We start from the raw sequence: 25296 nt of genomic DNA on the forward strand, positions 1-25296 counted from the left end.
TGCACGGTGAACGGGGTCGAGGAGATGTATCCCCGAATCCGATGAGACTCAAGAATGAAGGATGCATAACTATTGATGGCATCCAGACACACCTGAAAGGCTTACCTCCAGCTTTGAGAAGGAAGAAGAGGTACATAGCGTTTGAGGTTTATTCCGACGGGGATATAGATGGGAACAGGCTCTTTAGGGCTATAAGTGAGACCATGCTGTCCCTATTTGGCGAACTGAAATTTTTAGGATTGGAACTTAAGCATTTCGACGGGAAGAGGGGGATTTTGAAGTGTTATAGGGAAGCTTTAAAAGACGTGAAGTTCGGACTAAATCTCGTAGATAGAGTGGATGAAAGAAGAATAGCCATAAGGATATTGGGAGTTAGCGGAACGATTAAAAGTTGTATGAGAAAGTTTCTGAGGAGGTGATGAAATGCATCTACCGCAAATGGGATACGACAGGGCTATAACGGTATTCAGTCCAGATGGAAGACTGTTTCAAGTTGAGTATGCGAGAGAGGCAGTTAAAAGAGGAGCAACGGTGATAGGCGTTAAGACGAAGGAAGGAGTTATACTCGTAGCGGATAGAAGGGTTACGAGCAGATTGCTTGAACCGGACACGATCGAGAAGATTTACATCATTGACGATCACATCGGTGCCGCAACATCGGGATTGGTTGCGGATGCGAGGATTCTGATAGACAGAGCAAGGCTTGAGGCACAGATCAACCGCCTGACTTACGATGAGCCAATAAGCGTCAAGGATTTAGCTAAGAGGATTTGCGACTTTAAACAGCAGTTCACTCAATTCGGTGGTGTCAGACCTTTTGGTGTTTCGCTGTTAATAGCTGGTGTCGATGAGAAACCCCGTTTATACGAAACCGATCCGAGTGGAGCACTGCTCGAATACAAGGCTACTGCTATAGGTGCTGGGAGAAATGTCGCCATGGAGTTCTTCGAGAAGGAGTACAATGACAACATGAGCTTGGATGATGCTATGGTCAAGGCTATGATCGCGATGGGTAAGGCTATAGAGAGCGAGTTAACCTACGACGGAATTGAAGTTGGAATGATAAAGGTTGACGATAAGGTTTTCAGGATTTTGAGCGTTGATGAGGTTAAGGATTACGTAGATAAGGCTAACGAGGTGATTAGGGAGGAATTGAGGAAGTGATGGATTATGGTTTCGCTTGAAAAGGCAGTGATCGCAAGGCTGAGAAAGGGAGGTGAGGTTTTCGAAGTTTTGGTTGACCCTTATTTGGCAAGGGATCTCAAAGAGGGTAAAGAGGTCGATTTCGAACAGCTTTTAGCTGTTGAAGAAGTCTTTAAGGATGCTAAAAAGGGTGAGAGGGTTTCAAAGGAGGAACTGACAAAGGCTTTTGGGACTGCTGACGTAAGGGTAATTGCAAGGAAGATAATAATGGAGGGAGAAGTACAGATCACAGCTGAACAGAGAAAGGAGATGCTTGAGCAGAAGAGAAGGCAGATAGTAGAGTATTTAAGGAGAAATGCAGTTGATCCGAGAACTGGAGCACCACATCCTCCCCAAAGAATAGAAATGGCTTTGGAGCAGGCGAAGGTACACATTGACATTTTCAAGCCCGTTGAAGCGCAGATAAAGGATATAGTCAAAGCTTTGAAACCGATTCTTCCGATGAGGTTTGAGGAGATAGAAATAGCCATAAAAATACCTCCAGAATACACGGGAAAGGCTATATCCGCCCTCTACTCCTTCGGAAACGTGATCAAGGAGGAGTGGCAGAGGGATGGAAGTTGGATATGCGTTATGAGGATTCCCGCTGGCTTGCACGGTGATCTGCTCGATCTCCTTGGTAAGGTTGCCAAGGGTGAAGCTCTGACTAAGATTTTGAAGAGAATACAGCTGTGAGGTGGTGAAATGGCTGAAGTAAGTAGGAAGATCGTTTTACCTGGTGATCTGCTATCAACTAATCCAAAGACCGCAGGACCGAACACGTATGTTGAAGGGAATAAGGTTTACGCGAGAGTTTTGGGTTTGCTTGACAAAACGGAGACGATGGTTAAGGTTATTCCGCTTAAGGGTAGGTACGTTCCCTCCTTGGGGGACACAGTTATCGGCATCGTTAAGGAAGTAACGGCTAACGGTTGGATTGTAGATATTCTTTCACCCTACGTAGCGTTTTTACCGGTGCAAGAAAATCCAGCCATGAGACCCAACAAGAAGCCGAACGAGGTTTTGGATATAGGAGATGCGATAATTGCAAAGGTAATGAACATTGATCCGAAGATGAGGGTTACTTTGACCATGAAGGACAAGCTCTGCAGACCGATTAGAGTAGGTAGAATTGTCGTGATAAATCCAACGAGAGTTCCGAGAGTTATAGGGAAGAAGGGTAGCATGATCAAATTGCTCAAATCGGAGTTGGACGTTCAGATAATAGTCGGTCAGAACGGTTTGATTTGGATAAACGGAGATAGGAGGAAAGTTTCAATTGCCGAGGAGGCTATTTACATAATCGAGCAGGAAGCTCATACCGAGGGCTTAACTGACAGAATCGCTGAGTTTATCAAGAAGAGAAAGGTGGAAATGGGATTGGCAAAGCCAGAGGAAGTAGAGAAAGAGGAAGTTGAAGAGAAGGCTGAAGAACTCGGCAAAACTGAAGTTGAGGAGGAGAGAACTGAAGAAGTAAAGATGGAGGAAAAGCCTGAAGAGTCGTTGGAAATTCCGCCAGAAATTCCCGAGGAGAGGTTAAAGGGTGAGTGATATGGAGGAGATCAAGCTCATAGTTAACGGTAAAAGGTTGGACGGAAGGGATTTCGAGGAGCTTAGACCTATAAAGATTGAAGCTGGAGTATTGAACAGAGCTGATGGCTCATGCTACCTTGAGATGGGAGGAAACAAGGTAGTTGCCGCCGTTTACGGACCAAGAGAAGTTCATCCGAAGCATTTGGAAGATCCGAGCAAAGCGATAATAAGATACCGTTACAGCATGGCACCTTTCAGCGTTGAGGAGAGAAAAAGACCCGGACCAGATAGAAGGAGCATAGAAATATCGAAGGTCAGCAGAGAGGCTTTGGAGCCAGTGATAATGAAGGAGTTGTTTCCTCGTTCGGCAATAGACATATTCGTCGAGGTCTTGCAGGCTGATGCTGGTTCGAGGACTGCTTGCCTAAACGCTGCGAGCGTTGCTTTAATAGATGCTGGAATTCCGATGAAGGGTATGGTTACGTCCGTTGCTGTTGCGAAGGTTGACGGTATTTTAGTTTTAGATCCTATGAAAGAGGAAGACAACTACGGTGAAGCGGATATTCCATTTGCTTTCCTCATAAGGAACGGTAAGATAGAGTCGATAACACTTTTGCAGATGGACGGAAGGGTTAGCAAAGAGGAGCTTAAGAAAGCCTTGGAAATGGCTAAGAAGGGGGCTATGCAGATTTACCAGCTTCAGAGAGAGGCAATCCTTAAGAAATACATCAAAGAGGAAGAGGTGATGGAATGAGCGATGAAATTTTGATGGAGGTTAGGAAGGACTACGTTCTCTCAAAGCTGAGAGATGGGGAGAGAATTGACGGCAGGGCTTTTGACGAGATAAGACCAATTGAAATAAAGACTGGGCTGATAAAGAAGGCTGAAGGATCAGCTTACGTCAAATTGGGTAACACTCAGGTTGTAGCAGGAGTGAAGATGCAGATAGGCGAGCCTTTCCCAGACACACCGGATCAGGGTATAATCATAACCAATGCCGAACTTGTACCCTTAGCTTCTCCAACATTCGAGCCGGGACCACCAGATGAAAATGCAATTGAGTTGGCAAGAGTAGTTGATAGGGGTATAAGGCACAGCGAGGCTGTCGATTTGAAAAAGTTGTGTATTGAAGAGGGTGAGAAGGTTTGGATAATATTTATAGACATATGGGCTTTAGATGATGACGGAAATTTGATGGACGCTTCAGCTTTAGCTGCGATAGCTGCACTTCTGAACACAACCGTTCCAGCCGAGAGATTTGAAGTGGGAGACGATTTTCCGCTGCCAGTCAGGGATCTGCCAGTGGCTATAACTTCTCTGGTTTACGATGACAAGATACTCGTTGATCCTTGCAGAGATGAGCTTAGCGTAGGGAAGAATACAATAACAATTACAACAGATCAGAACGACAACATAGTCTCAATTCAGAAGAGCGGACCCTTCTTGTTAAGTGAGAAGGCTTTTGAGGAGGTTTTGGAGGTAAGCATTAGGAAGGCAAGAGAGGTAAGAAAGCTGTTGGCTGATGTTTGATGTTTAGAGTTGATTTAGCAGTTTTATCCATCTCTTAGCAATCTCGTTCCAGCTTAAGTCTTTGGGAGGGCTGAATCTCTTTCGGCCATTTCTATACGCTTTGACAATTGCTTCTGCCAGTTCATCAGCATTCATAGGTTTCACAAAGATTGTTCCCTTATACTTGGATAGAGATTCCCTTAAACCTCCGACGTAAGTGGATATAACGGGAAGTCCAAAAGCCATTGCAATGTGTGCAACTCCGCTTTGCGAAGCCCTCGTATAAGGCAGAACAACAACATCGCTCGCTGAGAAATACAACGATACTTCGTTGTCGGGAACGTATCTGTTTACAACCGTAATCTTGTTACGATATTTCGAGTTAGCTATAAGTTTTGTAGTTTCCCTGTCTTCCCAAGTTTCGCCTACAATAAGCAATCTTGAGTCCTCCAATACTTCCTTAGGTAAACTTTCAAAGGCTTTTACAAGATATTTAACGCCCTTGTAGGGCCTAAGCAATCCAAAGAACAGTATTACGAAATTTTCTTTAATTCCTAATTTTTCTTTTGCTCCTTCCACTCTTTTGTAATGATCGTATAGTCCATGAGGAATTACGGAGATTTTATCTAAAGATATCCCGTAAACTCTGCCGATTAGCTTCTTACCCATCTCCGAGTGTACTACGTAATGGTCGGCCAACTTCCTAATTACCTTACCCACTACTCTCGAGTAAATCCTTATAGGTAGAATCGAGCTTTCGAGCGGGTCTATCACCTCATGAAATTCGATTACAGTTGGTATTTCAGCAAATATTCCGTTCAAAAGCTCTACCGACAGGTACATGTGGGCAACGCTTGAAGTCCACCACTCCAAGATAACAGCATCGCAATCTTTCATTAAATTAAAGGCTTTAAGCCACGTTGAAGGATTGTTCCAGTCGAGAATTTCGTGAACTTCGACTCTTTTATCGAATTCGAGATAAGTTAAATTCTCCCCAACCCTCTTCCATCCTGGAAACAACCTCTTCGGAAGCATGTTTCGAAAAAGTATCGTCCTCACGTGAACGTAAGCTGATAGAGCGTTTGATAAGCGGATCGTGTAGTAACTGACTCCAGAAAGAAAGCGTTTTGATGGACCTAATATTGCAACCTTTCTTATTTTCACGGGACTTTATTTTGTCGTGCATCTTATTAATCGTATCGGTTAAGGATTTGAAGTGAAAATAGCTCAAGTTTGTCCAAGATTTTATCCGGACATAGGAGGCGTGGAGACTCATGTTTATGAAATATCTAAGAGACTGACGAAGAATTTCGAAGTTGAAGTTTTGACTACCGATCCTATGGGTAAGTATCCTGAAGTTGAGGAGATTGATGGTATTACTGTTAGAAGGTTTAAATCCATCGCTCCTTCCGAAGCTTACTACTTCTCTTTGGAGATGTACAGATTCCTTAAAGAGCGTAGCTCCGACTATGATATAATCCATGCTCACAACTACCATGCTTTTCCAGCTTTATTCGTCGCATTAACTAAGAGTAACAATAAGTTGGTATTTACACCACATTACCATGGGAGAGGGCACAGTTTCATTAGAGATTTACTGCACAAACCGTATAAGATTTTTGGAAGATGGATTTTCGAAAAATCCGATGCCGTGATATGTGTTTCCAACTTTGAGAAGGAATTGATTTTAAAAAACTTCAATGTAAATTCATCAAAGCTCTTTGTAATTCCCAACGGTATTAATCTTGAAGAATTTAAGGATGTCGAGAAGATTAAAAAGCGAAAGGATAGAACTGTTAGGACAATCCTTTACGTTGGAAGAATTGAGAAATACAAAGGCTTAGATTACGTCGTTAAAGCTTTGAAGTACTTGCCAGAAAACTATGTGTTGGAGATTGTGGGAAAAGGTAGCTATAAATCGAAAATTGTTAAACTCGCAAAGAATTTGGGTGTTATCAACAGAATTAGGTTTTATCAGGATTTGAGTAGAGAAGAGCTGATCGAGAGATATGCAAAAGCGGACGTGTTTGTTTTGTTGTCTAAATACGAAGCTTACGGTTTGGTCGTTGCAGAGGCTTTGGCCTGCAAAACACCCTGTATAGTTGCAAATACATCAGCTTTGAGCGAATGGATTGACAACAGAAACGTTTTTGGAATAGATTATCCGATACACATTGAAAAGCTCGTAAATCTAATAAAAGAGATGAGCGGAGTTAGTGTAGAAGGAGTTAACATACCAACTTGGGATGTTGCCGTTGAAAAGTTGAAAAGGGTTTACAGGGGTGTTTAGTGTGGAATTTCTGAAAAAGAATGCGTTAAAATTCCTAAGCGAAGCCAAAGAAGCTTTCGACAAGAAAGATTACAATTTAACGATGTTTTTTGTCGAACAATTTTTCCAATTAGCATTGAAATACATACTCTACAAGAAATACGGAGATTTTCCGAAAACGCATAGTCTTAAGATGTTGTTCGAATTAACAAAGGATGAAAATCTAATTAAATATTATCGAGAGAATTTGGACTTGTTTAGGGATATAGAGTTATCGTATATAGCTGCAAGATACTTCGATGTAGAATACAGCGAAAATGTTGCGAAAAAATCCCTAAAATTGGCTGAGGACTTCGTGAGGTGGTTGAAGTGAGAGAATATTACGAAATTCTCGAAAAGAATAGAGAATTTTTCAAAGAAGCGTTCGAAATAGCTAAGGATATAGCTGAGAAAGCTAAAAAAATGTTCAAAGACTGCGAAGTATTCATCATCGGAAGTTTTGCAAGGGGTGATCACAAACTTTCCTCCGATTTGGATATACTAATCGTTTCGGACGAAATACCAGATAAGATCGATTTCGAATTCTACAGCAGGATAGTTAAAGCTCTTACGGATGACCCGAGAGTAAATATACACCTTTTAAACAGAAGGAGACTAAAAGAAGTAGATAAAATATACAGTCCCAGAATTAAGGTTTAAATTACCATGATCGAAATCATAAACCATTTTATCTCTCCTACTCTTTAACTCTACATAACAATCATCCATTTCCAACAAGCAAGTTTGATTCTTTTCCCTTAAAATCTCGATTATCCACTGCTCTGAAATGAAAGGTTATAAAATCAAGAAATTTAACTTAGTGCAATGGTTAGAGTAATTCAATGGAACACTTCAAGAGTGAATTCACCGATGAGCGGGATAAAAAAGTATGAGGATGAACTGTATAAAAATATGGTTAAAATAATTTGTGAAGAAGGTTTGAATGTTGAAATCCAAAGAATTCAGCGTGATAAGAATAAAATTTTGGGATCAACTGTTGCATCTTGGTTTTTGAAGTATAGATGTGATAAAGCCGATTTAGTTCACGCTACTTCTCAAGTCGTAGCTCCAGTAGTGTTTATAAGAAGACCAAAGCGGTTTATCGTTACCGTTCACGACTTAACTCCTATGCTTTATCCATCTACTATAAGAGACTCGTCAACAAGATTACAATGGATTTTAACACCAAAAGCCTTGAAAAAGGTTGACAAAATAATAGCAATTTCTAACTTCACAAAAAGAGAGGTAGTGAGATTGCTTGGAATTAATGAGAAAGTTATTACTGTAGTATATCAAGGAGTAGATCACAATCTTTACAAACCTATGAATAAAGAAAAGTGTAAGGAATATTTTGGATTAAATCCAGAAGAAAAGCACATACTTTACGTTGCATCAAACGACGAGCACAAAAGAGTAGATTTGGCTAAAGCTATTTTTGAAGAAATCAGAAAATGTAGAGACGACGTAAAACTTATTAAGGCAGGATACTCTGAAAGATTAGAAGGGGAGGGGATAATAAGCATGGGATGGATTCGTGAAGAGGACATGCCAAAGCTCTACAATTCGGCTGATGTTTATCTCCATACTTCGGAGTATGAAGGGTTTGGATTGCCAGTGTTGGAGGCTATGGCTTGCGGTGTTCCCGTAGTGGTTTCGAATAGAGCATCTTTACCTGAAATCGTGGGAAATGCGGGAGTTCTAATAGATTTAGATGAGAACTGCGTTCAAGAATTTGCGGAAAATATTTTAAGAATTTTAGATAAAAATATAAAAATAGACAGAAAGGCTTTGGAGAGAAGCATGATGTTCAGCTGGGAGAAAACGGCAAGGGAAACTTTAAAAGTGTACGAAAGTCTAAGAAATCATAATGGAGGATAAACTATTAATAGTATCTTGTCCTTTTCCAATAATAGGAGGAGGTGAAGAAAGATCATTTCAAGTTCTGAAGTTGATAAAAAAATACACATATTTCGACATAGAGGTTATATTTCCTCCAGATCGTATAGTTGATTTATTGCAGATTTATTGCATCAATGATTATGATTGGAAGAATATTATAAAAACGCTTGAGAAAAATAGAGTTCCGATAAACCAATATTCAATAATGTTCCTCGAAAATGGATTTGGAAAGCAAACAAAAATAGGTAGTTTTAATATCTCCGCATTCTTTGATGGTTTACTTCCTCAGAGAAAAATCAATTTTTATAAAGAATATATCAGAAAATGTATCGAACATTGCGACTCCGAGACATTTAAAGGTATTTACAGCCATCATGAGTATTTAGATGCTGTTTATGTCAGTAAATATCTTTCATCAAAACTAAATCTTGATTTTGTCATTTTACTTCAGTTGGAACCTTTCAGGAGTTTTGTGGATGCGACAAAATCATATTTTCGTTTTAATAGATTCGATTTCAGAACCCTAATTAATTTCTTACCATTCATGAACTTAAACACGACAATCTCTAAAGAGTATCGAGATTTACTAAAATCAAAACATTTTAAAGGATTCCTTTCAGTTTCAATCACACCAATCCTTATTTCCGGTCTTACAAATACCAATTATAGAGTTTTAAGGCCAGCTAATGCTTTTGAATCTAAACTTTTAAAATATCGTAGAAATATAAGGAAAAAAGAGAATTACGCCGTCTTTTTTGCGAGATTCACACCCGGGAAGGGAATATTCGAACTACCGATTATTTGGAGGATTGTTACCAAAGAGATTCCAGATATCAGATTGATAGTTTGCGGAAGACAGGATCAGCGATTTTTGGGAAAGTTCAAGAACTTGACGAAAAAATATGATGTCGAAGATAAAATTATTTTAAAGGGATATGTGCCGAGGGACGAATTGTTTGAAATAGTCTCCAAAGCAAAAGTTTTCGTTTACCCTACGCATTCCGATTCGTTTTCCTTAGTAACTCTGGAAAGTCTTGCTGTAGGAACTCCCGTTATCGCCTATGATATACCTGCAATTAAATACACTTATCGGGATATTAATGCTGTCAAAATCGTTAGAGAATGGAATACCAGAGAAATGGCTAAAAGGGTGATTGATATTCTTAAAATTAGCGAGGATGAATACATTGAGATGTTAAACGAAAGGAAACTAATAAACTTTCTGAAGCTTCACAGCTCATGGGAGAATGTAGCAAAAAACGAGGCTAAGGAGTTAGAAAACCTTTTAAATTTTGAATAGATTATCCCCTCCCATATGGCTTTGATACAAGACTTAAAGACTACGATTAGTCTTGTACGCAATGTAGAAAATTGGACGAACATTTTAATACAAACAATTAGAAAAAAGAAAATCGAAAACATAACTATAAAATTTAGAAAACATCCTATCAGTTTGTACATCTATAAGAGTTATACTTCAATTAGACCACATCATCTTAATTCGATTTCTGCTGATCTAGGAAGACACAACAACATTATTAAAAAGGAATGTTATGTAGAAATTAGGCGCAATGAGATTAAACTAAAGCTTGGAAGATACTCATTAACTTTACCAAACGACGAATACTCTTTAACTTTTTCATTACCTCGATGGATAATATTTTTATCAGCTGGTGGTAAAGTTCTAGAAAGCGAGGATAATCCTCTAATAGAGATTTCTGGTTACAAATTCTACTTACCAGATTATAAAAACGGTATATACGAGATAGTAGAGATGTACATAGATGAAGTCTACGATCGATTCGATTTTAAAAACAAAACCATATTAGATGTTGGTGCTTCTATAGGAGATTCATCTATCTGGTTCATCCACAAAGGGGCGAAGAAAGTTTTTGCATACGAACCGAATCCCAAATTATATGAAATTTTAAAGAAGAATATTAAAATTAATAATTTATCAGGTAAAATCATCCCAGAAAACTATGCAGTAGGCATCTCTAAGAAAAAAGCAAAAATGAAGATTCCTTGGTATGGGGCTGGTAGTATATACGGCATTTTTAAATGCGAAAATCTTGAGGAAGTGGATGTCACTGTTGTGCCGATTAATGAGATACTCGAAAATAAAAATATCGACATAATAAAGTTAGATTGCGAAGGTTGTGAATATGAGATTTTAGATTATTTAATAAAATCTGGGAAACTTGATAACTTAGAAGGTGTAGTATTCGAATGTCATTACATAAATAATAGCCTAAATCCAGAGCGTATGATACACGCTCTAACCAAGTATGGTTATAACTGTCAAAGAGATGGAAACATAATATCGCTGACTGCTAAATAACCATGACAAAAATAGCGAAATCTTCTTAAATTTTAGCAAATCCTAAGATAATATGATCAAATTTGTGTTCAATGGCTACTATAGGTCTGGAACTACTATATTCTATAGGATTTTAAAAAAAGTAATCCTTACCATATATGTTTATGTGAACCCTTAAATGGCATTTTTGCTATCACCACAAATCCTAATAATGAGTTAGAAACAACTTTAATTAATTATGCTATGAATCTTCACGGATTTAACCCATTTATGGATTATCACAAATTAGATCTATCATATTACAAGAAAATCTACAGCGAGATTTATCAAAGATTTAGAACATATCGTGATGTGGTTCCTACCTCATTAAATGAAGTAGTTGAATTATTCGATTATCTTAACGACATTCAAGAAGAAATAATAATTCAGCCAAATAGATGTCATTTCATTTTATCTCAATTAAGTAAACGATACGACTGCCCATTTATCCACATAATACGAAATCCTATAGATGTTTGGTTTGGTCAAACTATAGAAATGTTTGCGTTAGCTGATAATATCAGGAGAGCTAGAATAATTTTAAGATTAAGTAAAATAAAATATAAAAAACTTTCGGCATTATTAATAGCACCTATTTTGAGATATATTTTAGTAATAATTCTACCAAACAAGAAAACCTTGAATTGTTGCCAAGTTAGCGAAAACTTCAATCTTATTAAAGACAAGTTCAACTTGGGTTATCCAAACTTTCTCGATCCACTTGACAAAATGCTTGTAGTCTGGACATACTGCAATTATCACGCATTCAAACAGGCGGAAGAATGCGATAGGGGAATGGTTGTCTACTACGAGCAGGTAACAAAAGAGCCGGAGAAATGGTTCAAAATAATGTCCGATTTCTCTGGAGTAAACTTTGACTTAAAGTATGCAAAAATACTCAAACCGAGAATAACAAAGGACGAAAAGCTGAGGAAACACTTCGTGGAGAGGCTCGAAAGATTGGGATTAATAGACATGGTAAATGAGTTCTATCCTCCCGAAAGATGGTTTGGATAAGTTTTTGAAATCTTCTTAAACTTTACAATTAATGGCTAAAGCAATAATCGGCGTTCCCATTAACGCAAAAACTGGCTACATTCTCAACAGATTCCTGAAAAATCAGGAGGAAATCCAAAAAGCATTTAACGGAGAAATCGAAACCGTGTTTGCTACGGAAGACGTGCTTTTTGCTCAAAAGCTCAAAAAGGTTTTGAAAAACTACAAAATTAACTCTAACGTGATTACATTCAAACCAAATAGACCTAAAGATGCAAAAGATAGAATATAGAACATAGTTTCGGCGAGAAATGCGATTAGGGGGTACTTCCTCGAATCTGATGCGGATTACCTCATCTTCATGGATGCGGACATGATCTTCGATCCAGAAATCGTAAACAAACTGATTAAAATAGCCGAAAAAGGTTACGATGTAGTTTACAACGGTTACTTGGACAGGGGAAATCCGAACGGTATTAATCTAACTGGCTTTGGTGGAACTCTTATAAAGAGGTGGATTATGGAAAAGGTTAAGTTCAGATGCAAAGAGAGGAGAGGCAGAGTCATAGATGAAGGTGTTTTCTTCGAGTTCGACTTGGTAAGGATTGGAGCAAAAATTTTCAGAGGTTTCATAAGCTATTCGGAACATCACGATCCGAAAAGACCGCCATCCGTCTGTTATCCAAGAGAGTTGAAACTTTCAGAAAGAATTAGAAACAACCCATATTTCAGATTTCTGTTTCACTTAATTTCAATTCCCCTGTGCTACGACATCCTCTGGCATCTCTCGATGAAGTTAAAGACTTAATCTCTTTCCAGTCCTAAAATCGTCCTTAAGTATCTTAAATCATCTATCGTCATGCCTTTAATCAAAAAGAGAACACCAAAATATACCATCGCTCCGAGCAAAACAACGGAAACTCCCTCAATCAAATTCGACAACTTAAACTGCGAGATAATATAAAACATAATCAAACTTGAAACAATGGGTTTTACCAAGTGCTCAACCTTTGGAAATACGTTAAACATGACCTTAGACAGATAAGCCAAGGTAATCCAGCTGAAGAGATTGGACACGACCGTAGCAATTCCAGCACCAACGATCCCCCATCTCAATATCATGAAGTAGTTCAAAACGATGTTCAAAATCATTGCGAAAAAAGAAACGTAAACGGGGTATTCGGGTTTTTCCTTTGCGTTGAATATAACACCCCAAAATCCCAAAGCTGATCTTAGGATCAAAAACGAAAGAACGTATAGAACAGGAACTGCTGGTAAGTAATCCGCACCGTAAACGAATTTTATCAACTGCTCACCCAAAGAAATCAAGCCGAAGACTACTGGAAAAGAGAGAATCGCACTGTATTTGAAAGCTCTGTTAAAAGCGTTTCTCAAATCCCTACCTTCAAGCTGAACGAAAACAGGGAACATTACTGTCGGAATAGATACCAGTCCAGAAATGGCTCCGACAATGTTGTAAGATGCCCTGTAATATCCCACATCCTCAGCTGGCAAAAACATACCTATCATCACGGAATCGACGTAAGCGAAAACCACCCATGTAATCGATCCTATTGTAAGATAGCTCGTAAACCTTACAATCCTCCTCCAATCGATCGGCTTAGCTCTTCCAAAAACGAGATTGCCGTATTTTTTCAACAGCGATACCAACAAAACTATCAAAGCAAGGGAGCTTGCGATCGCAAAACCCAACAAGGCTCCAATAACGGACAAACCTGCAGATACGAATAAAATTATGAAAAACAATCTTGAAAATTCGTAAACTGCTGATTTTATCAAATTTGCCTTAAAGTCGTTGAAGGCGTTAAAGATGGCATTTAGGAATCCTGATAATGAGAAGAACAGTATAAATAGCGAAGTCACCTTTAGGGGATCGGAAAGTAGAGGTTTGTGAAAAACGTAGGTTGATAACACATCGGAAGATGCAAATAGTGTAGTTGAGACTAAGAACACCAACAAAACCTTCAACTTGCTCAAACCCCTTATATAACCTCTGACGAGCTCGTAATCCTTCAAACCATGAGCGTGAGCAACGTATCTTACAAGTGTTGCATTTATACCTAAATCCGTGAATGTTAGGAGAAGAAAGGCTATCGATAAAGCCAAAGAGTATATACCGAACAGTTCGGGCTTTAAAGCTCTCGCTACGTATATCGTTACAACAACACCAACTACGTTTGCAATCAATACGGATGAACTGTTGTATACAACGTTTCTAAACACCCTTTTGGCGAGCACACGAACCGATTGAAAGTTTGATTATTAAATTTAATCTTAAAGTCAACGAAAGTGTTAAATTGACTACAGCTTTTGCGAGAATTATGGCGAGAACAAAGAAGGTCAAGATGGCTGGAAGATTTGGCCCAAGATACGGCTTAAGGGTCAGAAGGATGATCATCAAAATCGAGGAACTGCAGAGACAGAAGTACGTCTGCAAGAGATGCGGTAAGAAGGCTGTTAAGAGGGTTGGATCGGGAATATGGGAGTGCAAAGCCTGTGGCTATAAATTTGCTGGAGGCTGTTACGTTCCTTCGACAACCATAGCACAATCCTTCGAAAAATCTCTTGAGAGGTGATTGTCGTGTACATCTGCCTCGTGTGTGGAGAGGAGGTGGATGTGGACTTGGTCAGAAACATCATCCAGTGCCCAAGATGCGGTAACAGGATTCTGATGAAGCCCAGACCTCCAGCCTTGAGGAAGGTTGTCAAGGCTATCTGAGGGATTTCTATGGAAAAGATAAAGCTCGGAATGGTAGTTTCGGAGTTCAACAGGGACATAACGTACATGATGGAAATTCTGGCTAAGGAACATGCAGAATTCTTGGGTGCTGAGATAACGGAAGTAATCAGAGTCCCCGGAGCTTTTGACATTCCTTTAGCTGTAAAGAAGATGCTCGAAAGGGGTAAAGTTGATGCTGTCGTTGCGATAGGTTGTGTTATTGAAGGGGAAACCGAGCACGATGAGGTCGTTGCCCAGCATGCCGCCCGTAAGATAATGGATCTGAGCTTGGAATACGGAAAGCCCGTAACACTCGGAATCTCTGGACCGGGAATGGGTAGGATTGCCGCACAGGAAAGGGTCGATTACGCCAAGAGGGCTGTTGAAGCTGCGGTTAAGCTTGTAAGGAGATTGAGAGAGTATGAGGAAAAGGCTTAGCCTGATAAAGCCTTCCGCAACTCTAAAAATTTCGGCCTTAGCTAAAGAACTCGCTAAACAGGGTAAGCCAGTCGTTAACATGAGTGCTGGAGAGCCCGACTTCAGAACTCCTCAGCATATAGTGGAATCGGCTATAAAGGCTTTGAACGAGGGCAAACACTTCTACACTCCTACAAGGGGAATCCCGGAGCTTTTGGAGGCGATAGCTGAAAAGGTTAACAAGGAGAACGAAATCCCGGCAAAGCCTGAAAACGTAATAGTTACAGCTGGGGCCAAATACGCTATATTCTTGGCAATGCAGGCTCTGTTAGATGAGGGAGATGAAGTAATACTGCTCGACCCGGCTTGGGTAAGTTATGAGGCTAACGTGATAATGGCCAATGCAAAGCCCATCTGGGTAAAGCACGACGATAGCTTTGAGGATGCTCCAATTGAGGAATATGTAACTTCAAAAACAAAGATGGTCGTAATAAACACGCCCAACAACCCCACTGGAGTAGTCTATCCGAAGGGCTTTTTGAAGAAAGTTGCGGATTTAGCTCAAGATCATGACTTCTACGTTTTGTCAGATGAAATCTATGAGAAAATCATTTACGAGGGAAGGCATTACAGCATAGCAAGCTTTGATGGGATGTTTGAAAGAACTGTAACGGTAAATGGATTTTCGAAGGCTTATTCGATGACAGGATGGCGATTGGGATATGCTGTTGCGAGTGAGGAGATTATCAAAGCTATGAACAAGATTCAGTCTCACTCGATAAGTCACCCAACATCCTTCGTCCAATACGCTGGAGTCACTGCTTTGAAGGGAGATCAGAGGTGCGTTGATGAGATGGTCAAAGCCTTCAGGAGGAGGAGGGACAGGATAATGGAAGGGCTGAACGAGCTTGGAATAGACTACGTCTATCCAAAAGGAGCCTTTTACATCTTCATGAGAGTTGGAGACGGCACTACCTTTGCTGAAAGATTTCTAAAAGAAGAATACGTTGCAGTCACGCCGGGAGAAGCTTTTGGAAGCTATAAAGATTACGTTAGAATCAGCTATGCAACATCCGATGAAAATATCGAAGAGTTTTTAAAAAGACTTGAAAGGTTTATAGAAAAATTTTAAAATTTAAATTGCAATCCTTATTGAGATAAATATCTCCAAAAATTAAAAAATTACCAACCATCTATCTCATGAGGACAGGTGGTACGAATGGGAGAAGTTCTGATATCTGGAGTGCCAGGAGCAGGAAAAACCATGCTGTTAATGAAAATCATAAAAGAGTTCGATAACGTGATATGGGTTACAACAACACGAAGTGCAAAGACATTGAGAAGTATTCTCAAGAGTGATGATGTCTGGATAATAGATACACACACATGGGCTCACGTCAAGTTTCATCCTAGGGATATAGTCATAAGCAATCCCCTTAACCTGAATGAAGTCAATCTAGGAATTTCGAGAATTCTTGACAGTATAAATGGTAAATGTCTCGTAGTACTGGACTCCCTATCCGGCTTGCTACTCTATCACAACCTTCAGAGGGTTGCTCACTTCTTGAGGAGCGCTTTAGTTAAGATGGAGGAAAAGAACGCTTCTGGACTTTTTACCCTCGTAAAGAACGCTCACGATATTCATACGGAAACAAGCATGTACGCCTTGTTCCCTGTTGTAATTGAACTCTTAAGAGAGGACAATGAAGAAACTAAGAGGTTCATAAGGGTCATTAAAGCTACGAAATACATAGAACCCAGCTTTGGTGAGGTAAAGATAGTTAAGGATGATATAATCGTACCCGAACACATAATGGAGTACATTCTGAAAGTCCTTAAGTCCTAATAATCTCCACAATTTTCGCAATCTCGCTTTCCAAGCCAGAGAAAACGTATTCAACTCCTATAGCCGCTAGGAATATTGCCATAACCCTCGCAACTATATCCGACCCGCTCTTTCCAAGCACCTTAATTACAACTTCGCTGTAAACGTGTGTTAACCTGACTATTATGTAGACGAGAGCTATCGAAGCTATCAGGAGTATTTTAGACGGAATATCCGAAGCTTCGGCACTCAAAACGATTGTAGCAGTTATTGCACCCGGACCAGTATAGAGGGGCAATGCTATGGGAAAAACTGCGAGTGAATCAACATCTATATGCTTTAAACCCCTCTTAGCGTAGAACTCCTTCCTCGCACCACCCAAGAGTATGTCAATTGCAATTACAAAGAGAAGTATCCCACCAGCAACCTTCAAACTCTCTATGGAGATGTGGAAGAACTTCAGAAGTATATCCCCGCTTAGAGCTATAATTATCAAGAGGGCGCAAGCTATTAGAGTGGATTTTTTCGAAACCCTATCTCTCTCTTTTTCACTGAACCTTTCAGTTAAAGCTATGAAGAAGGGTATGTTTCCAGGGGGATCGACTATTACGAATATCGTTGTGAAAGCTGTAACGAAGTAGCTGATGTAGTCCACGCACGTCATTGAACTCGGTATATATCAAATTTTTGAAATCTTAATATGCCCTACAAGATACGGTATTCATGGAATACGAAGACGTTGTTGATACGGTAGTAGAGCTTTTCAGGAAAGCTGAGACGGAGTTGAGTGAAGACGTTCTAAAAGCGATCAAATACGCTTACGAGAACGAAGATAGTGAAATTGCAAGGATGAATTTAAAGAACATCCTTGAGAATGTCGAATATGCGAAAGCTAAAAAAATTCCGATGTGCCAAGATACAGGTTTGCCAATAGTTTTTGTTGAGCTTGGAAGGGAGTTACACTTGGATTTCGATCTGAAATCGGCGATAATTGAAGGGGTTAAGAGAGCTACAGCTGAAGTTCCACTGAGACCGAATGCTGTGCATCCCATCACGAGGAAAAATCCGGGAAACAACGTAGGTGAGCATATGCCAATCATAGATATCGATATCGTTGAAGGAGATGAGCTTAAAATCGCTGTAATGCCGAAAGGAGCGGGAAGCGAAAACTGTTCAGCTTTGAAGATGATGCTACCTCACGATGTAGATAAGATAAAGAGGTTCGTCGTTGATGTCGTAAGAAGTGCGATGGGTAAACCTTGCCCACCAATATTCATAGGTCTCGGAATTGGATCTACTTTCGATGGCTCTGCAAAGCTCGCTAAAAAGGCTCTGCTGAGAGATGTTACGAAGATGAACGATTTCGAGCTTGAGATACTCGAAGCTGTTAACGAGCTTGGGATAGGAGCGATGGGAATGGGTGGAAAATTTACAGCTTTAGCCGTTTTAAGCGAAATAGGTTACTGTCATACTGCCTCACTTCCTGTAGCTGTAAACATCCAGTGCTGGGCTAACAGAAGAGCTTTTGCAGTCTTGAGGTGATAGCATGGAGTTGAAGACCCCAGTAAGCAGAGAGGATTTGGAGAAGCTGAATGTTGGAGAGTTAGTTTATGTTAGCGGCGAAATAATCACTGCGAGGGACTCTGCACACATCAGAATTCTCGAATACCTGAGAGAGGGTAAAGATTTGCCGTTTAAAATAGATGGTGCGGTAATATACCACTGCGGGCCCCTTTTGAAAAAGAGGAATGATGGTTGGGAGGTAATTTCTGCGGGACCAACAACATCTGCTAGAATGAATGAAACGACCAAAGAACTTCTAAAATACGTTGAATGCATAGCCGTAATTGGGAAGGGAGGGATGGATGTCGATTTCAGAGGTAAGGGAGTCTATCTTGCCTATACCGGTGGTTGCGGTGCCCTAGCGAGTAAGGCGATAAAGAGAGTTAAAGATGTCCATTGGCTCGATCTGGGAATGCCTGAAGCTGTATGGGTTTTCGAGGTTGAAAAGTTGCCGTGCATAGTTGCAATCGATTTTAAGGGAAACAATCTTTACGATGTCGTGAAGCGTAAGGTTGAGGAGAATTACAAAAGGCTGATCGAGAAAATTTAATAGTTAGAGAGACATACTATATATTGCCCCAGGCGGGATGAAGGGGCTGAGTGGGCGCATGCCCTCAATGAAGCCACTTGCGAACTTGGGGCGACAGGCGGTGTCGAGACGTCCCCTTCGGAGAGAGTATACGCTTTCGATGATGTAGGGGCAACCCCGACACCGCACAACCCCGATGGGTCAGCGGTCTTGAGCGGGCATTTGCCTTCGATGAGAGACCGTGTTAGCGTTCGGGGAACATCTCAAAGACTCTTTTAGCGACTTCAAAATCCTCGTCACCGAAGATTACCAGAGCAACCTTCTTAACAACATTAGCCTTTTCGGAAAAATCCTTAACTGCTTTCAGAAATGTCTCTACGACATTTTCGAGAGGACATCCATAAATGCCAGCACTTACGGCTGGGAAGGCTATAGACTTAAGCTTTAGCTCCTCAGCCTTCTCTAAAGGAGCTATAAATGCTTTGTAAAGCTTCTCCTCAAACTCATTATTCCACCTACCCCCACAAATCGGCCCAACCGTGTGAATGACATACTTGATTCCTATCTTTTCCAAGTTTAGGGCTGGAGTGACAACGACCTCACCATGATCCATGTAATCTTTACCCAGCTGTTCCTTCAAAGCTTTTTTGCTTATCTCTGTATACTTTTGAGGATCTCCAGCGCAAGCCTTTGCTATAGCCAAAGCAACTCCACCTCCATGCTCCAAATACTTGTTCGCCGCGTTTACAATAGCTTCAGCTGGATATTTCGTTATGTCACCTTTTTCAAGTACAACCTCAACCGATCCAAACTTCTTCACGACCATAGATTTAGTTGCACCAATTTAGCTTAACCCTTCCTATACCTCAACAGCCTCTGAAGTATCAGAGAGTTAGTCCATTTCTGTTCCATACATAACGATTTTATACGACTCTCTTGAGAAATTCTTGGTGAGCAAGGACAGGCAGTTGAAGGGAATACTGAAGTTGTTAATTCTTAAGGAGCTTGAGAAAGAGGAGGCAACAGGCTACGACATAATCAAAAGGATAGGTGAAAGAGCTAAGAGACCTTCACCGGGTTCGGTTTATCCCATATTGAAAGAGCTCAAAGAGAATGGATTTCTAAACGTTAGAATTGATGGAAGGAAGAAAATTTACTCTCTTTCGGATAAGGGTAGGAAAGTTCTTAGAGAGGCAATGGAAAAGGAGAAGGAGGCCATAATTAGAAAGGTGGAAGTTTTAAGGGAGTCTGGTATTCTGAGTGAAAGAGAAGCCGAAGATTTCTACCATTTTGTCAGCAGTAAGAAGGAGATAATAATGAAGCTTCATGAGCTCAGGAACTGGTCAGCATTTTTGGATGCACTCGTCAAAGTACTCGAAAAGTCCAAGCCAAAGGCAGAAGAGATTCTTGATGAGTTCATTAAGAGACTTGAGGACTTATCGAAATAACTATCGGAAACCGATATACTTATATCGTTTACCGAGACTCGGGTGAGCATGAAGAGATTGCTGATTATCTTAGTGCTCTTAACAGTCATAGGAGTTGCAAATGCTCATGATATAGATTTTCACGTTTCTGTTGAGGGGGATGGTAAGCTTCATCCCGGTGAAGACACTTACATAACCCTGCTTATAGAAAATGAAGGAAAAGCCGATGGATTTGTTTTGAATGAAAACACATCCAATCTGCTCTCCCTCATAACTACAGCAAAAGACCTCAGAGTTGAAATAGAAGATATGTGGATACCTATAACTGTTGAAACTGTAAATCCGCAACTTATAGGAGATTTGCCTTCAGGAAAGGTTGCAAAGGCCGTTTTTAGGGTTAGAGTTGATGAGAATGCAAAGCTGGGTAAGTACAGAGTTCCGATCAGACTTAAATATACTAAGGTGAGTTATTCAACAACGTCTTCAGGAGCTCTGCTCGATTACAGTGAGGAGACGGATGTAGAGTACCTCAAGATCGAAATAACGAGAAAAGACTACGACTTCACAGTTACATCGATTGAGTCAAACCTTAGAGTCGGTGGAGAGGGGTTGGTTGAAGCTACCGTTAAAAACGTTGGCAGATTCAAAATGTACAACGCCACACTCACGATAAGCGTAACGCCACCCCTAAAGCCGAACCCCTCTGCAACGTCTTCACATTTGGGGGATTTGGATGTTGGTGATGAGGCTAAGGCAATCTTTAAAGTTTACGTCATGGATGATGCTTTGGATCAGGTATACCCCGCAGAACTCGTTTTGAATTTTGAAAGAGCCGATGGAAAAACTGTTACAATTTCACATCGGATAGGCTTGAAGGTCGAATGTGCTGAAGTCTTTTCGATCGAAGATGTGAAAACTTTTGTGACATCCGCCAAGATTGTTGAAAACACTACAATACCTTCAAGGGGATTTATAAAAGTAGCCATTAGAGATTTGGGCGAGGATGTCAGAGATGCTGTAGCAGTTCTCTCCTTCGAAACACCCCTACTTCAAGCTGAAAACTCTCCCTATCTTGGTAATCTAAGGAAAGGAGATGAGAAGATCGTTACATTTTACGTAAGATGCTTGGCCCCAGAAGGAAGCTACAGGGGTAAGCTCATCATAAGCTACAAAAACGAACTTGGAGATGAAGAGGTTGAAGACTACTACATCGGAGTAAACGTTGATTCTGCACCGATAAAGGTTGAAAGAGTTGAAACGAAAAATGTTGGTGTTGGAGCCAAGGGTGATGTAATAGTTCACATCAAGAACGAACTCGACTGCGATGTAAGAAACTTGGAGTTGGCGATAGTACCTCCTAAATCGATAACTCCTTTGAGTCCAGCCTGCTACGTTGAACTTCTGAAACCCAATGAAATTGGTGAGGCAAAGTTCAGAATAGCCGTTTCAAGTGAACTCGTTAGTGGCTACTACAACCTCTACCTTATCGAAAAGTACGATATGGGTGATGTTGAAGATGTTGTGAGCGTTGCTGAGATACCGTTACTTGTAGAGCCAAAGAGAGCATATTTCGAAGTGATTTCTGTGGAAAGTGTTCTTTATCCGGATGAGACGGGAGATGTGATTGTTAAGATAAGGAACATCGGGAATACAACTATACACAACGGAGTTGTTGAGTTGACTGTCTCTACACCTCTTACAATCGCCGGTGGCACTGCATTGAGCGGTTTGATAGGTCAGGCACAGCCCGGTCTATACTTTATAGGAACTCTAAAACCGAATGAAGTGGCAGTTGCAAAGTTTAGAGTCGATGTCGATAAAGACGCTGGAGCTGGATACTATCCAGCGATTGTAAAAATTAGGTATGATGACGATGAGGGTTACACCCACGAATCTAGTCCCATAACGATTTCGATTGAGGTGAGGGAGAAACCGCTACTAAATCCAGTTACGGTTACGGCAGTAGTTCTGATAGCTGTAGCGGTTATAGCGGGAGTGAGATTCGCGAGGAAGAGGAGATGAGGAGTTTAATCAGAAGCTGGCTTGCCTTCCTTCCCGTAAGCTTGGGATTGTTCATGGTTCTTTTAGACGTCAGCGTGCTTAACGTAGCGTTACCCAGAATAGCTGAAGACTTCCATGCAAGGATGTCAGACTTACAGTGGGTTCTAAACGCCTACACATTGACGATGGTGGTTTTACTGGTTTTAGCTGGAAGAATAGGGGATATTGTCAGAAGGGACAGATACTTCGTACTTGGAATGGGCATATTCGTTCTGGGTAGCTTCCTGTGTGCCCAATCTTGGAGCATAGAAGTTCTGATTTTTTCGAGAATAATTCAAGCTGTTGGTGGAGCCATTTTGAGCAGTAATACATTAGCTATAGTTACTGAACTATTTCCTCCGGGACAGAGAGGTGCTGTGATGGGCTTGAATGCAATACTTATGGCTTCAAGCTTTGCTTTAGGTCCGATTGTGGGAGGTTGGTTAACTACGAACCTGAGTTGGCACTGGGTATTCTACATAAATGTGCCAATCGGCATAATTTCAATTGCTCTGGCTTTTATGCTCTTACCACCTCTAGAACCGAAGGAGAAGGTTCCTATAGATCTTGCCGGGACTATTTTGCTTGCAATTGGTCTGGGATCTTTAACACTAGGAATAATAGAGGGTCAAAACTGGGGATGGGATAATCAGAAGACGTTAGCATGTTTTGCAGTAGCCTTCCCATATCTGGCAGCGTTTGCAATTAGAGAATTGAACTACGATTATCCAATTCTTGATCTAAGCCTATTCAAGATCAGGAACTTTACGGTGTGTGTTGCTGCGACATCAATAATCTTCTTTGGAACATCCTCCTCCTTCTTCGTAATTCCCTACTTCCTTCAAGGACTTAAGGGATTGACGGCTGAGGAGGCAGGATACTGGATGATATCTATTCCGATAGCAAATACATTCGTGGCTCCGATTGCTGGAAGACTGAGCGACAAGATGAATCCAAAGTACATGATGTGTTTGGGGCCGATTCTGTTTGCTATGGGTATGTACAACATGACAGACGTTGATGTCGACATTAAATACTGGGAGTTCTTCTTCAGGCTGATTCCGATGGGCATCGGTATGGGACTGCTAACCTCGCCAGCGTTCAACGTTTTAATGTCTTCAGTTCCACCAGCAAAGGCAGGAATGGCCAACGGTACCCTGAGATCTGTAAATACACTTGCTCAGGCTATGGGTGTTGCTATAGGAGGTGTTTTGATTACGCACAACATGAAGAATTACCTACCTGGATATGAGAACATCGTGCCAGATCCTGGAACGATGGCGATATTAACTTTACTCGCAAAATTCAACCCCCTGCCATTAATAGGTATGGTTGAAGGATTTATAGACAGCATGCATTTCGTTTTTTCAACGATGATGTGGCTTCCCCTAGCAAGCTCGCTGATAATAGCTATTTTTCTGAGAGGAGAAGAGCATCTGAGAAGAATGAGGCATGAAATTCTTGAAAATTCGAAGACTTATATAAAGCGTTCTTAACAAGTTCGGTAGAAACGCTAATATATGGAGTAACGTAGTTAAGGAGGGCACTTGGAGGGTTAATGATGAGCAAGCCCAAGGTTATGGTTGTAGAAGACGATTTGGCAGTCCTTGAAGCTGTGCAAGTCATGCTCGGCGACAGGTATGAAGTCATAGTAGCAACAAACGGTAAGGAAGCTATCGAGAAATATCAAGAGTACAAACCCGATATCGTGCTGATGGATATGCTGATGCCAGTAATGGATGGCATTGAAGCAACGAAGAAGATAAAAGAGATAGATCCGCAAGCAAAAATCATAGGATTAACAGCCTACGCCATAAATAAGGGAAAAGAGTTACTTGAGGCGGGAGCGCTCGAAATTATTGGAAAACCTTTCACGAGAAGCCAACTAATTGAAACAATAGAGAAATGCCTTAAGAAAACCCCTTAGCCTGTGATACTATGCTAGATCAGCTAAAAAAGTACGGACACACTTTGCCAGTACCCTTTCTGGTTTACAACGAAAAAGGCGAAATAGTATATGCAAACTCGGCTTTTCTGGAACTGGTAGGGATGACTTCTGAAGAGGTACTCGGAAAAAACATCCTAGACCTTGTCCATCCCGAAGATAAAGAAAGAGCAAGAGATGCAATGAAGAAAAGACTTGCTGGTGAAAGAGTTGAGCCCTACTTCTTGAGGCTTATAGGCACGCAGGGGAAATGCCGGACTTATATGGTCGTTGGAGGAACAATAAAAATTATGGGAAAAAATTTCGGGATTATTACGTTCACCGATGTAACAAAGCTCGAAGAGCAGAAACTGATGCTTCTAATTTTAACTCGAGCTCTTAGACACGATGTTTTGAACGCAGTTACGGTAGCAATGGCACATTTAGAGGTAGCCAAAGATCTTTGCAGAGATTGTGAAAAATCAGATTTCCTGCAAAAAATCGAGAAGGCAATAAATAGGGTAGTTGAAATTATGAGGAGCTTGAAGGCGTTTGAAGAGGCTGTATTAGAAGGTAAGTTGGAAAGAATTTGCGTCAGAGAAGTTGCTGAGAGCGTTGCAAAGCACTTCGATGTACCCATAGTCGTTGAAGGTGATTGCGAGGCTATTGCCGACAGAGGATTGGAAATAGTTTTCGAGAACCTGTTCCAGAACGCCATACAGCACGGAAGAACAGACAGAATCGATGTGAAGATAAGTAGAGTGGGAGACTTTTGTGAAATAAGAGTTATTGACTACGGAAAAGGCATACCTGATGAGATAAAAGACAGGATTTTCGAGGAAAGCTTTTCATACGGAGAAACGGCGTCATCCGGACAAGGTCTTTATCTAGTTAAAAAGCTCGTCGAAAGATACGGAGGTGAAATTTGGGTTGAAGATAATGAGCCTAAAGGAGCGGTCTTCGTCATAATGCTGAAGGCTTGGAGTGAAGAATCTTAATGTTGCGTTCTTGAAGCTTGAAAAATCATGGTTATTACTAACAAGTT

The 25296-nt window shown here is 40.7% G+C and carries 31 protein-coding genes; 27 read left to right on the forward strand and 4 right to left on the reverse strand.

Features of this window, described 5'->3' with window-relative positions; genetic code table 11:
• Positions 1 to 41 precede the first annotated feature (41 nt).
• Genes ARCPR_RS02550 through rrp42 form a run of 6 tightly spaced genes read left to right on the forward strand, consistent with a single transcriptional unit; the run spans position 42 to position 4245 of the window.
• The gene (locus ARCPR_RS02550; protein ID WP_012939910.1) at positions 42 to 419 is read left to right on the forward strand and encodes an Rpp14/Pop5 family protein; all 378 of its coding nucleotides are present in this window, start codon (positions 42 to 44) and stop codon (positions 417 to 419) included.
• A 4-nt stretch (positions 420 to 423) separates the two neighbouring features.
• Positions 424 to 1164, forward strand: a complete 741-nt coding sequence (gene psmA, locus ARCPR_RS02555; RefSeq protein ID WP_012939911.1) for an archaeal proteasome endopeptidase complex subunit alpha — start codon at positions 424 to 426, stop codon at positions 1162 to 1164.
• A 6-nt stretch (positions 1165 to 1170) separates the two neighbouring features.
• Positions 1171 to 1878, forward strand: a complete 708-nt coding sequence (locus tag ARCPR_RS02560) for a ribosome assembly factor SBDS (RefSeq protein WP_012939912.1) — start codon at positions 1171 to 1173, stop codon at positions 1876 to 1878.
• Between the two features lie 9 nt (positions 1879 to 1887).
• Positions 1888 to 2733: an exosome complex RNA-binding protein Rrp4 gene (gene rrp4 / locus ARCPR_RS02565; protein WP_012939913.1), complete on the forward strand. Its 846-nt coding sequence runs from the start codon at positions 1888 to 1890 to the stop codon at positions 2731 to 2733.
• 1 nt (position 2734) lies between these two features.
• Positions 2735 to 3469, forward strand: coding sequence for an exosome complex exonuclease Rrp41 (rrp41, locus tag ARCPR_RS02570; protein ID WP_012939914.1), 735 nt, complete (start codon positions 2735 to 2737; stop codon positions 3467 to 3469).
• A complete protein-coding gene (gene rrp42 / locus ARCPR_RS02575; RefSeq protein ID WP_012939915.1) occupies positions 3466 to 4245 on the forward strand; it encodes an exosome complex protein Rrp42 in 780 nt (259 codons plus the stop codon). Before rrp41 ends, rrp42 begins: the two co-directional genes overlap by 4 nt.
• A gap of 3 nt (positions 4246 to 4248) precedes the next feature.
• Here rrp42 and ARCPR_RS02580 read toward each other — a convergent pair whose 3' ends face one another.
• Positions 4249 to 5388, reverse strand: coding sequence for a glycosyltransferase (locus ARCPR_RS02580; protein ID WP_012939916.1), 1140 nt, complete (start codon positions 5386 to 5388; stop codon positions 4249 to 4251).
• A gap of 52 nt (positions 5389 to 5440) precedes the next feature.
• Between ARCPR_RS02580 and ARCPR_RS02585 the strand changes: the two genes are divergently transcribed.
• The 9 genes from ARCPR_RS02585 to ARCPR_RS02625 all read left to right on the forward strand — a co-directional run bounded on the left by ARCPR_RS02585 (position 5441) and on the right by ARCPR_RS02625 (position 12594).
• The gene (locus tag ARCPR_RS02585; protein ID WP_012939917.1) at positions 5441 to 6514 is read left to right on the forward strand and encodes a glycosyltransferase family 4 protein; all 1074 of its coding nucleotides are present in this window, start codon (positions 5441 to 5443) and stop codon (positions 6512 to 6514) included.
• Between the two features lies 1 nt (position 6515).
• The gene (locus tag ARCPR_RS02590; protein ID WP_012939918.1) at positions 6516 to 6866 is read left to right on the forward strand and encodes a HEPN domain-containing protein; all 351 of its coding nucleotides are present in this window, start codon (positions 6516 to 6518) and stop codon (positions 6864 to 6866) included.
• Positions 6863 to 7192, forward strand: coding sequence for a nucleotidyltransferase domain-containing protein (locus ARCPR_RS02595; protein ID WP_012939919.1), 330 nt, complete (start codon positions 6863 to 6865; stop codon positions 7190 to 7192). Before ARCPR_RS02590 ends, ARCPR_RS02595 begins: the two co-directional genes overlap by 4 nt.
• 165 nt (positions 7193 to 7357) lie before the next feature.
• Complete coding sequence (locus ARCPR_RS02600) at positions 7358 to 8410, forward strand: glycosyltransferase family 4 protein (protein WP_148208662.1); 1053 nt, start codon at positions 7358 to 7360, stop codon at positions 8408 to 8410.
• On the forward strand, positions 8400 to 9731 hold the full coding sequence (locus ARCPR_RS09290) for a glycosyltransferase family 4 protein (RefSeq protein ID WP_012939921.1): 1332 nt from the start codon (positions 8400 to 8402) through the stop codon (positions 9729 to 9731). Before ARCPR_RS02600 ends, ARCPR_RS09290 begins: the two co-directional genes overlap by 11 nt.
• A gap of 15 nt (positions 9732 to 9746) precedes the next feature.
• Positions 9747 to 10772: an FkbM family methyltransferase gene (locus tag ARCPR_RS02610; protein ID WP_012939922.1), complete on the forward strand. Its 1026-nt coding sequence runs from the start codon at positions 9747 to 9749 to the stop codon at positions 10770 to 10772.
• A gap of 222 nt (positions 10773 to 10994) precedes the next feature.
• Positions 10995 to 11807: a hypothetical protein gene (locus tag ARCPR_RS02615; RefSeq protein WP_012939923.1), complete on the forward strand. Its 813-nt coding sequence runs from the start codon at positions 10995 to 10997 to the stop codon at positions 11805 to 11807.
• 31 nt (positions 11808 to 11838) lie between these two features.
• Positions 11839 to 12078: a hypothetical protein gene (locus tag ARCPR_RS02620; protein WP_012939924.1), complete on the forward strand. Its 240-nt coding sequence runs from the start codon at positions 11839 to 11841 to the stop codon at positions 12076 to 12078.
• Between the two features lie 24 nt (positions 12079 to 12102).
• Positions 12103 to 12594 carry a glycosyltransferase gene (locus tag ARCPR_RS02625; protein WP_280959712.1) on the forward strand — a complete coding sequence of 164 codons (492 nt, stop codon included), beginning with the start codon at positions 12103 to 12105 and terminating at the stop codon, positions 12592 to 12594.
• Here the strand turns inward: ARCPR_RS02625 and ARCPR_RS02630 are convergent.
• Entirely contained in the window at positions 12591 to 14045 is a 1455-nt protein-coding gene (locus ARCPR_RS02630; RefSeq protein ID WP_012939926.1) for a flippase, read from the reverse strand. The genes ARCPR_RS02625 and ARCPR_RS02630 overlap by 4 nt on opposite strands.
• Positions 14046 to 14128: 83 nt before the next feature.
• Between ARCPR_RS02630 and rpl37A the strand changes: the two genes are divergently transcribed.
• The 5 genes from rpl37A (at position 14129) to ARCPR_RS02655 (ending at position 16789) form a co-directional block, all read left to right on the forward strand.
• Positions 14129 to 14383, forward strand: a complete 255-nt coding sequence (gene rpl37A, locus ARCPR_RS02635; RefSeq protein ID WP_012939927.1) for a 50S ribosomal protein L37Ae — start codon at positions 14129 to 14131, stop codon at positions 14381 to 14383.
• Positions 14384 to 14388: 5 nt separating this feature from the next.
• A complete protein-coding gene (locus tag ARCPR_RS02640; RefSeq protein ID WP_012939928.1) occupies positions 14389 to 14526 on the forward strand; it encodes a hypothetical protein in 138 nt (45 codons plus the stop codon).
• Between the two features lie 9 nt (positions 14527 to 14535).
• Complete coding sequence (ribH, locus tag ARCPR_RS02645; RefSeq protein ID WP_012939929.1) at positions 14536 to 14964, forward strand: 6,7-dimethyl-8-ribityllumazine synthase; 429 nt, start codon at positions 14536 to 14538, stop codon at positions 14962 to 14964.
• The gene (locus ARCPR_RS02650; protein ID WP_012939930.1) at positions 14948 to 16075 is read left to right on the forward strand and encodes a pyridoxal phosphate-dependent aminotransferase; all 1128 of its coding nucleotides are present in this window, start codon (positions 14948 to 14950) and stop codon (positions 16073 to 16075) included. Before ribH ends, ARCPR_RS02650 begins: the two co-directional genes overlap by 17 nt.
• Positions 16076 to 16162: 87 nt before the next feature.
• Positions 16163 to 16789: an RAD55 family ATPase gene (locus ARCPR_RS02655; RefSeq protein WP_012939931.1), complete on the forward strand. Its 627-nt coding sequence runs from the start codon at positions 16163 to 16165 to the stop codon at positions 16787 to 16789.
• On the opposite strand, the gene ARCPR_RS02660 is transcribed toward ARCPR_RS02655, so the two are convergent.
• Entirely contained in the window at positions 16779 to 17432 is a 654-nt protein-coding gene (locus tag ARCPR_RS02660) for a MarC family protein (protein ID WP_012939932.1), read from the reverse strand. The genes ARCPR_RS02655 and ARCPR_RS02660 overlap by 11 nt on opposite strands.
• A gap of 59 nt (positions 17433 to 17491) precedes the next feature.
• Between ARCPR_RS02660 and ARCPR_RS02665 the strand changes: the two genes are divergently transcribed.
• Together ARCPR_RS02665 and ARCPR_RS02670 are read left to right on the forward strand one after the other, a co-directional pair.
• The gene (locus ARCPR_RS02665; protein ID WP_012939933.1) at positions 17492 to 18310 is read left to right on the forward strand and encodes a fumarate hydratase; all 819 of its coding nucleotides are present in this window, start codon (positions 17492 to 17494) and stop codon (positions 18308 to 18310) included.
• 4 nt (positions 18311 to 18314) lie between these two features.
• Positions 18315 to 18881: a FumA C-terminus/TtdB family hydratase beta subunit gene (locus tag ARCPR_RS02670; protein WP_012939934.1), complete on the forward strand. Its 567-nt coding sequence runs from the start codon at positions 18315 to 18317 to the stop codon at positions 18879 to 18881.
• 223 nt (positions 18882 to 19104) lie between these two features.
• Here ARCPR_RS02670 and ARCPR_RS02675 read toward each other — a convergent pair whose 3' ends face one another.
• The gene (locus tag ARCPR_RS02675; protein ID WP_012939935.1) at positions 19105 to 19686 is read right to left on the reverse strand and encodes a [protein ADP-ribosylglutamate] hydrolase; all 582 of its coding nucleotides are present in this window, start codon (positions 19684 to 19686) and stop codon (positions 19105 to 19107) included.
• Between the two features lie 124 nt (positions 19687 to 19810).
• On the opposite strand from ARCPR_RS02675, the gene ARCPR_RS09295 reads away from it, so the two are divergent.
• From ARCPR_RS09295 to ARCPR_RS02700, 5 genes are all read left to right on the forward strand, one after another.
• A complete protein-coding gene (locus ARCPR_RS09295; protein ID WP_012939936.1) occupies positions 19811 to 20308 on the forward strand; it encodes a PadR family transcriptional regulator in 498 nt (165 codons plus the stop codon).
• A 48-nt stretch (positions 20309 to 20356) separates the two neighbouring features.
• Positions 20357 to 22309 carry a COG1361 S-layer family protein gene (locus tag ARCPR_RS02685; protein WP_012939937.1) on the forward strand — a complete coding sequence of 651 codons (1953 nt, stop codon included), beginning with the start codon at positions 20357 to 20359 and terminating at the stop codon, positions 22307 to 22309.
• Complete coding sequence (locus ARCPR_RS02690) at positions 22306 to 23823, forward strand: MFS transporter (RefSeq protein WP_012939938.1); 1518 nt, start codon at positions 22306 to 22308, stop codon at positions 23821 to 23823. The genes ARCPR_RS02685 and ARCPR_RS02690 overlap by 4 nt, the downstream gene beginning before the upstream one ends.
• 62 nt (positions 23824 to 23885) lie before the next feature.
• Positions 23886 to 24254 (forward strand): response regulator, encoded by a 369-nt coding sequence (locus ARCPR_RS02695; RefSeq protein ID WP_012939939.1) that lies wholly within the window; start codon positions 23886 to 23888, stop codon positions 24252 to 24254.
• Between the two features lie 11 nt (positions 24255 to 24265).
• Positions 24266 to 25249, forward strand: a complete 984-nt coding sequence (locus ARCPR_RS02700; protein ID WP_012939940.1) for a sensor histidine kinase — start codon at positions 24266 to 24268, stop codon at positions 25247 to 25249.
• Positions 25250 to 25296 lie beyond the last annotated feature (47 nt).

The organism is Archaeoglobus profundus DSM 5631, assembly GCF_000025285.1.
Classification (GTDB): domain Archaea; phylum Halobacteriota; class Archaeoglobi; order Archaeoglobales; family Archaeoglobaceae; genus Archaeoglobus_B; species Archaeoglobus_B profundus.

What these genes read in the sequence shown, in the direction of transcription:
- ARCPR_RS02550 (WP_012939910.1), top strand. Translation starts at nt 42, where the DNA reads ATGAGACTCAAGAATGAAGGATGCATAACTATTGATGGCATCCAGACA.
- psmA (WP_012939911.1), top strand. Translation starts at nt 424, where the DNA reads ATGCATCTACCGCAAATGGGATACGACAGGGCTATAACGGTATTCAGT.
- ARCPR_RS02560 (WP_012939912.1), top strand. Translation starts at nt 1,171, where the DNA reads ATGGTTTCGCTTGAAAAGGCAGTGATCGCAAGGCTGAGAAAGGGAGGT.
- rrp4 (WP_012939913.1), top strand. Translation starts at nt 1,888, where the DNA reads ATGGCTGAAGTAAGTAGGAAGATCGTTTTACCTGGTGATCTGCTATCA.
- rrp41 (WP_012939914.1), top strand. Translation starts at nt 2,735, where the DNA reads ATGGAGGAGATCAAGCTCATAGTTAACGGTAAAAGGTTGGACGGAAGG.
- rrp42 (WP_012939915.1), top strand. Translation starts at nt 3,466, where the DNA reads ATGAGCGATGAAATTTTGATGGAGGTTAGGAAGGACTACGTTCTCTCA.
- ARCPR_RS02600 (WP_148208662.1), top strand. Translation starts at nt 7,358, where the DNA reads ATGGTTAGAGTAATTCAATGGAACACTTCAAGAGTGAATTCACCGATG.
- ARCPR_RS09290 (WP_012939921.1), top strand. Translation starts at nt 8,400, where the DNA reads ATGGAGGATAAACTATTAATAGTATCTTGTCCTTTTCCAATAATAGGA.
- ARCPR_RS02610 (WP_012939922.1), top strand. Translation starts at nt 9,747, where the DNA reads ATGGCTTTGATACAAGACTTAAAGACTACGATTAGTCTTGTACGCAAT.
- ARCPR_RS02615 (WP_012939923.1), top strand. Translation starts at nt 10,995, where the DNA reads ATGAATCTTCACGGATTTAACCCATTTATGGATTATCACAAATTAGAT.
- ARCPR_RS02620 (WP_012939924.1), top strand. Translation starts at nt 11,839, where the DNA reads ATGGCTAAAGCAATAATCGGCGTTCCCATTAACGCAAAAACTGGCTAC.
- rpl37A (WP_012939927.1), top strand. Translation starts at nt 14,129, where the DNA reads ATGGCGAGAACAAAGAAGGTCAAGATGGCTGGAAGATTTGGCCCAAGA.
- ribH (WP_012939929.1), top strand. Translation starts at nt 14,536, where the DNA reads ATGGAAAAGATAAAGCTCGGAATGGTAGTTTCGGAGTTCAACAGGGAC.
- ARCPR_RS02650 (WP_012939930.1), top strand. Translation starts at nt 14,948, where the DNA reads ATGAGGAAAAGGCTTAGCCTGATAAAGCCTTCCGCAACTCTAAAAATT.
- ARCPR_RS02655 (WP_012939931.1), top strand. Translation starts at nt 16,163, where the DNA reads ATGGGAGAAGTTCTGATATCTGGAGTGCCAGGAGCAGGAAAAACCATG.
- ARCPR_RS02660 (WP_012939932.1), bottom strand. Translation starts at nt 17,432, where the DNA reads ATGACGTGCGTGGACTACATCAGCTACTTCGTTACAGCTTTCACAACG.
- ARCPR_RS02665 (WP_012939933.1), top strand. Translation starts at nt 17,492, where the DNA reads ATGGAATACGAAGACGTTGTTGATACGGTAGTAGAGCTTTTCAGGAAA.
- ARCPR_RS02670 (WP_012939934.1), top strand. Translation starts at nt 18,315, where the DNA reads ATGGAGTTGAAGACCCCAGTAAGCAGAGAGGATTTGGAGAAGCTGAAT.
- ARCPR_RS02675 (WP_012939935.1), bottom strand. Translation starts at nt 19,686, where the DNA reads ATGGTCGTGAAGAAGTTTGGATCGGTTGAGGTTGTACTTGAAAAAGGT.
- ARCPR_RS02685 (WP_012939937.1), top strand. Translation starts at nt 20,357, where the DNA reads ATGAAGAGATTGCTGATTATCTTAGTGCTCTTAACAGTCATAGGAGTT.
- ARCPR_RS02690 (WP_012939938.1), top strand. Translation starts at nt 22,306, where the DNA reads ATGAGGAGTTTAATCAGAAGCTGGCTTGCCTTCCTTCCCGTAAGCTTG.
- ARCPR_RS02695 (WP_012939939.1), top strand. Translation starts at nt 23,886, where the DNA reads ATGATGAGCAAGCCCAAGGTTATGGTTGTAGAAGACGATTTGGCAGTC.
- ARCPR_RS02700 (WP_012939940.1), top strand. Translation starts at nt 24,266, where the DNA reads ATGCTAGATCAGCTAAAAAAGTACGGACACACTTTGCCAGTACCCTTT.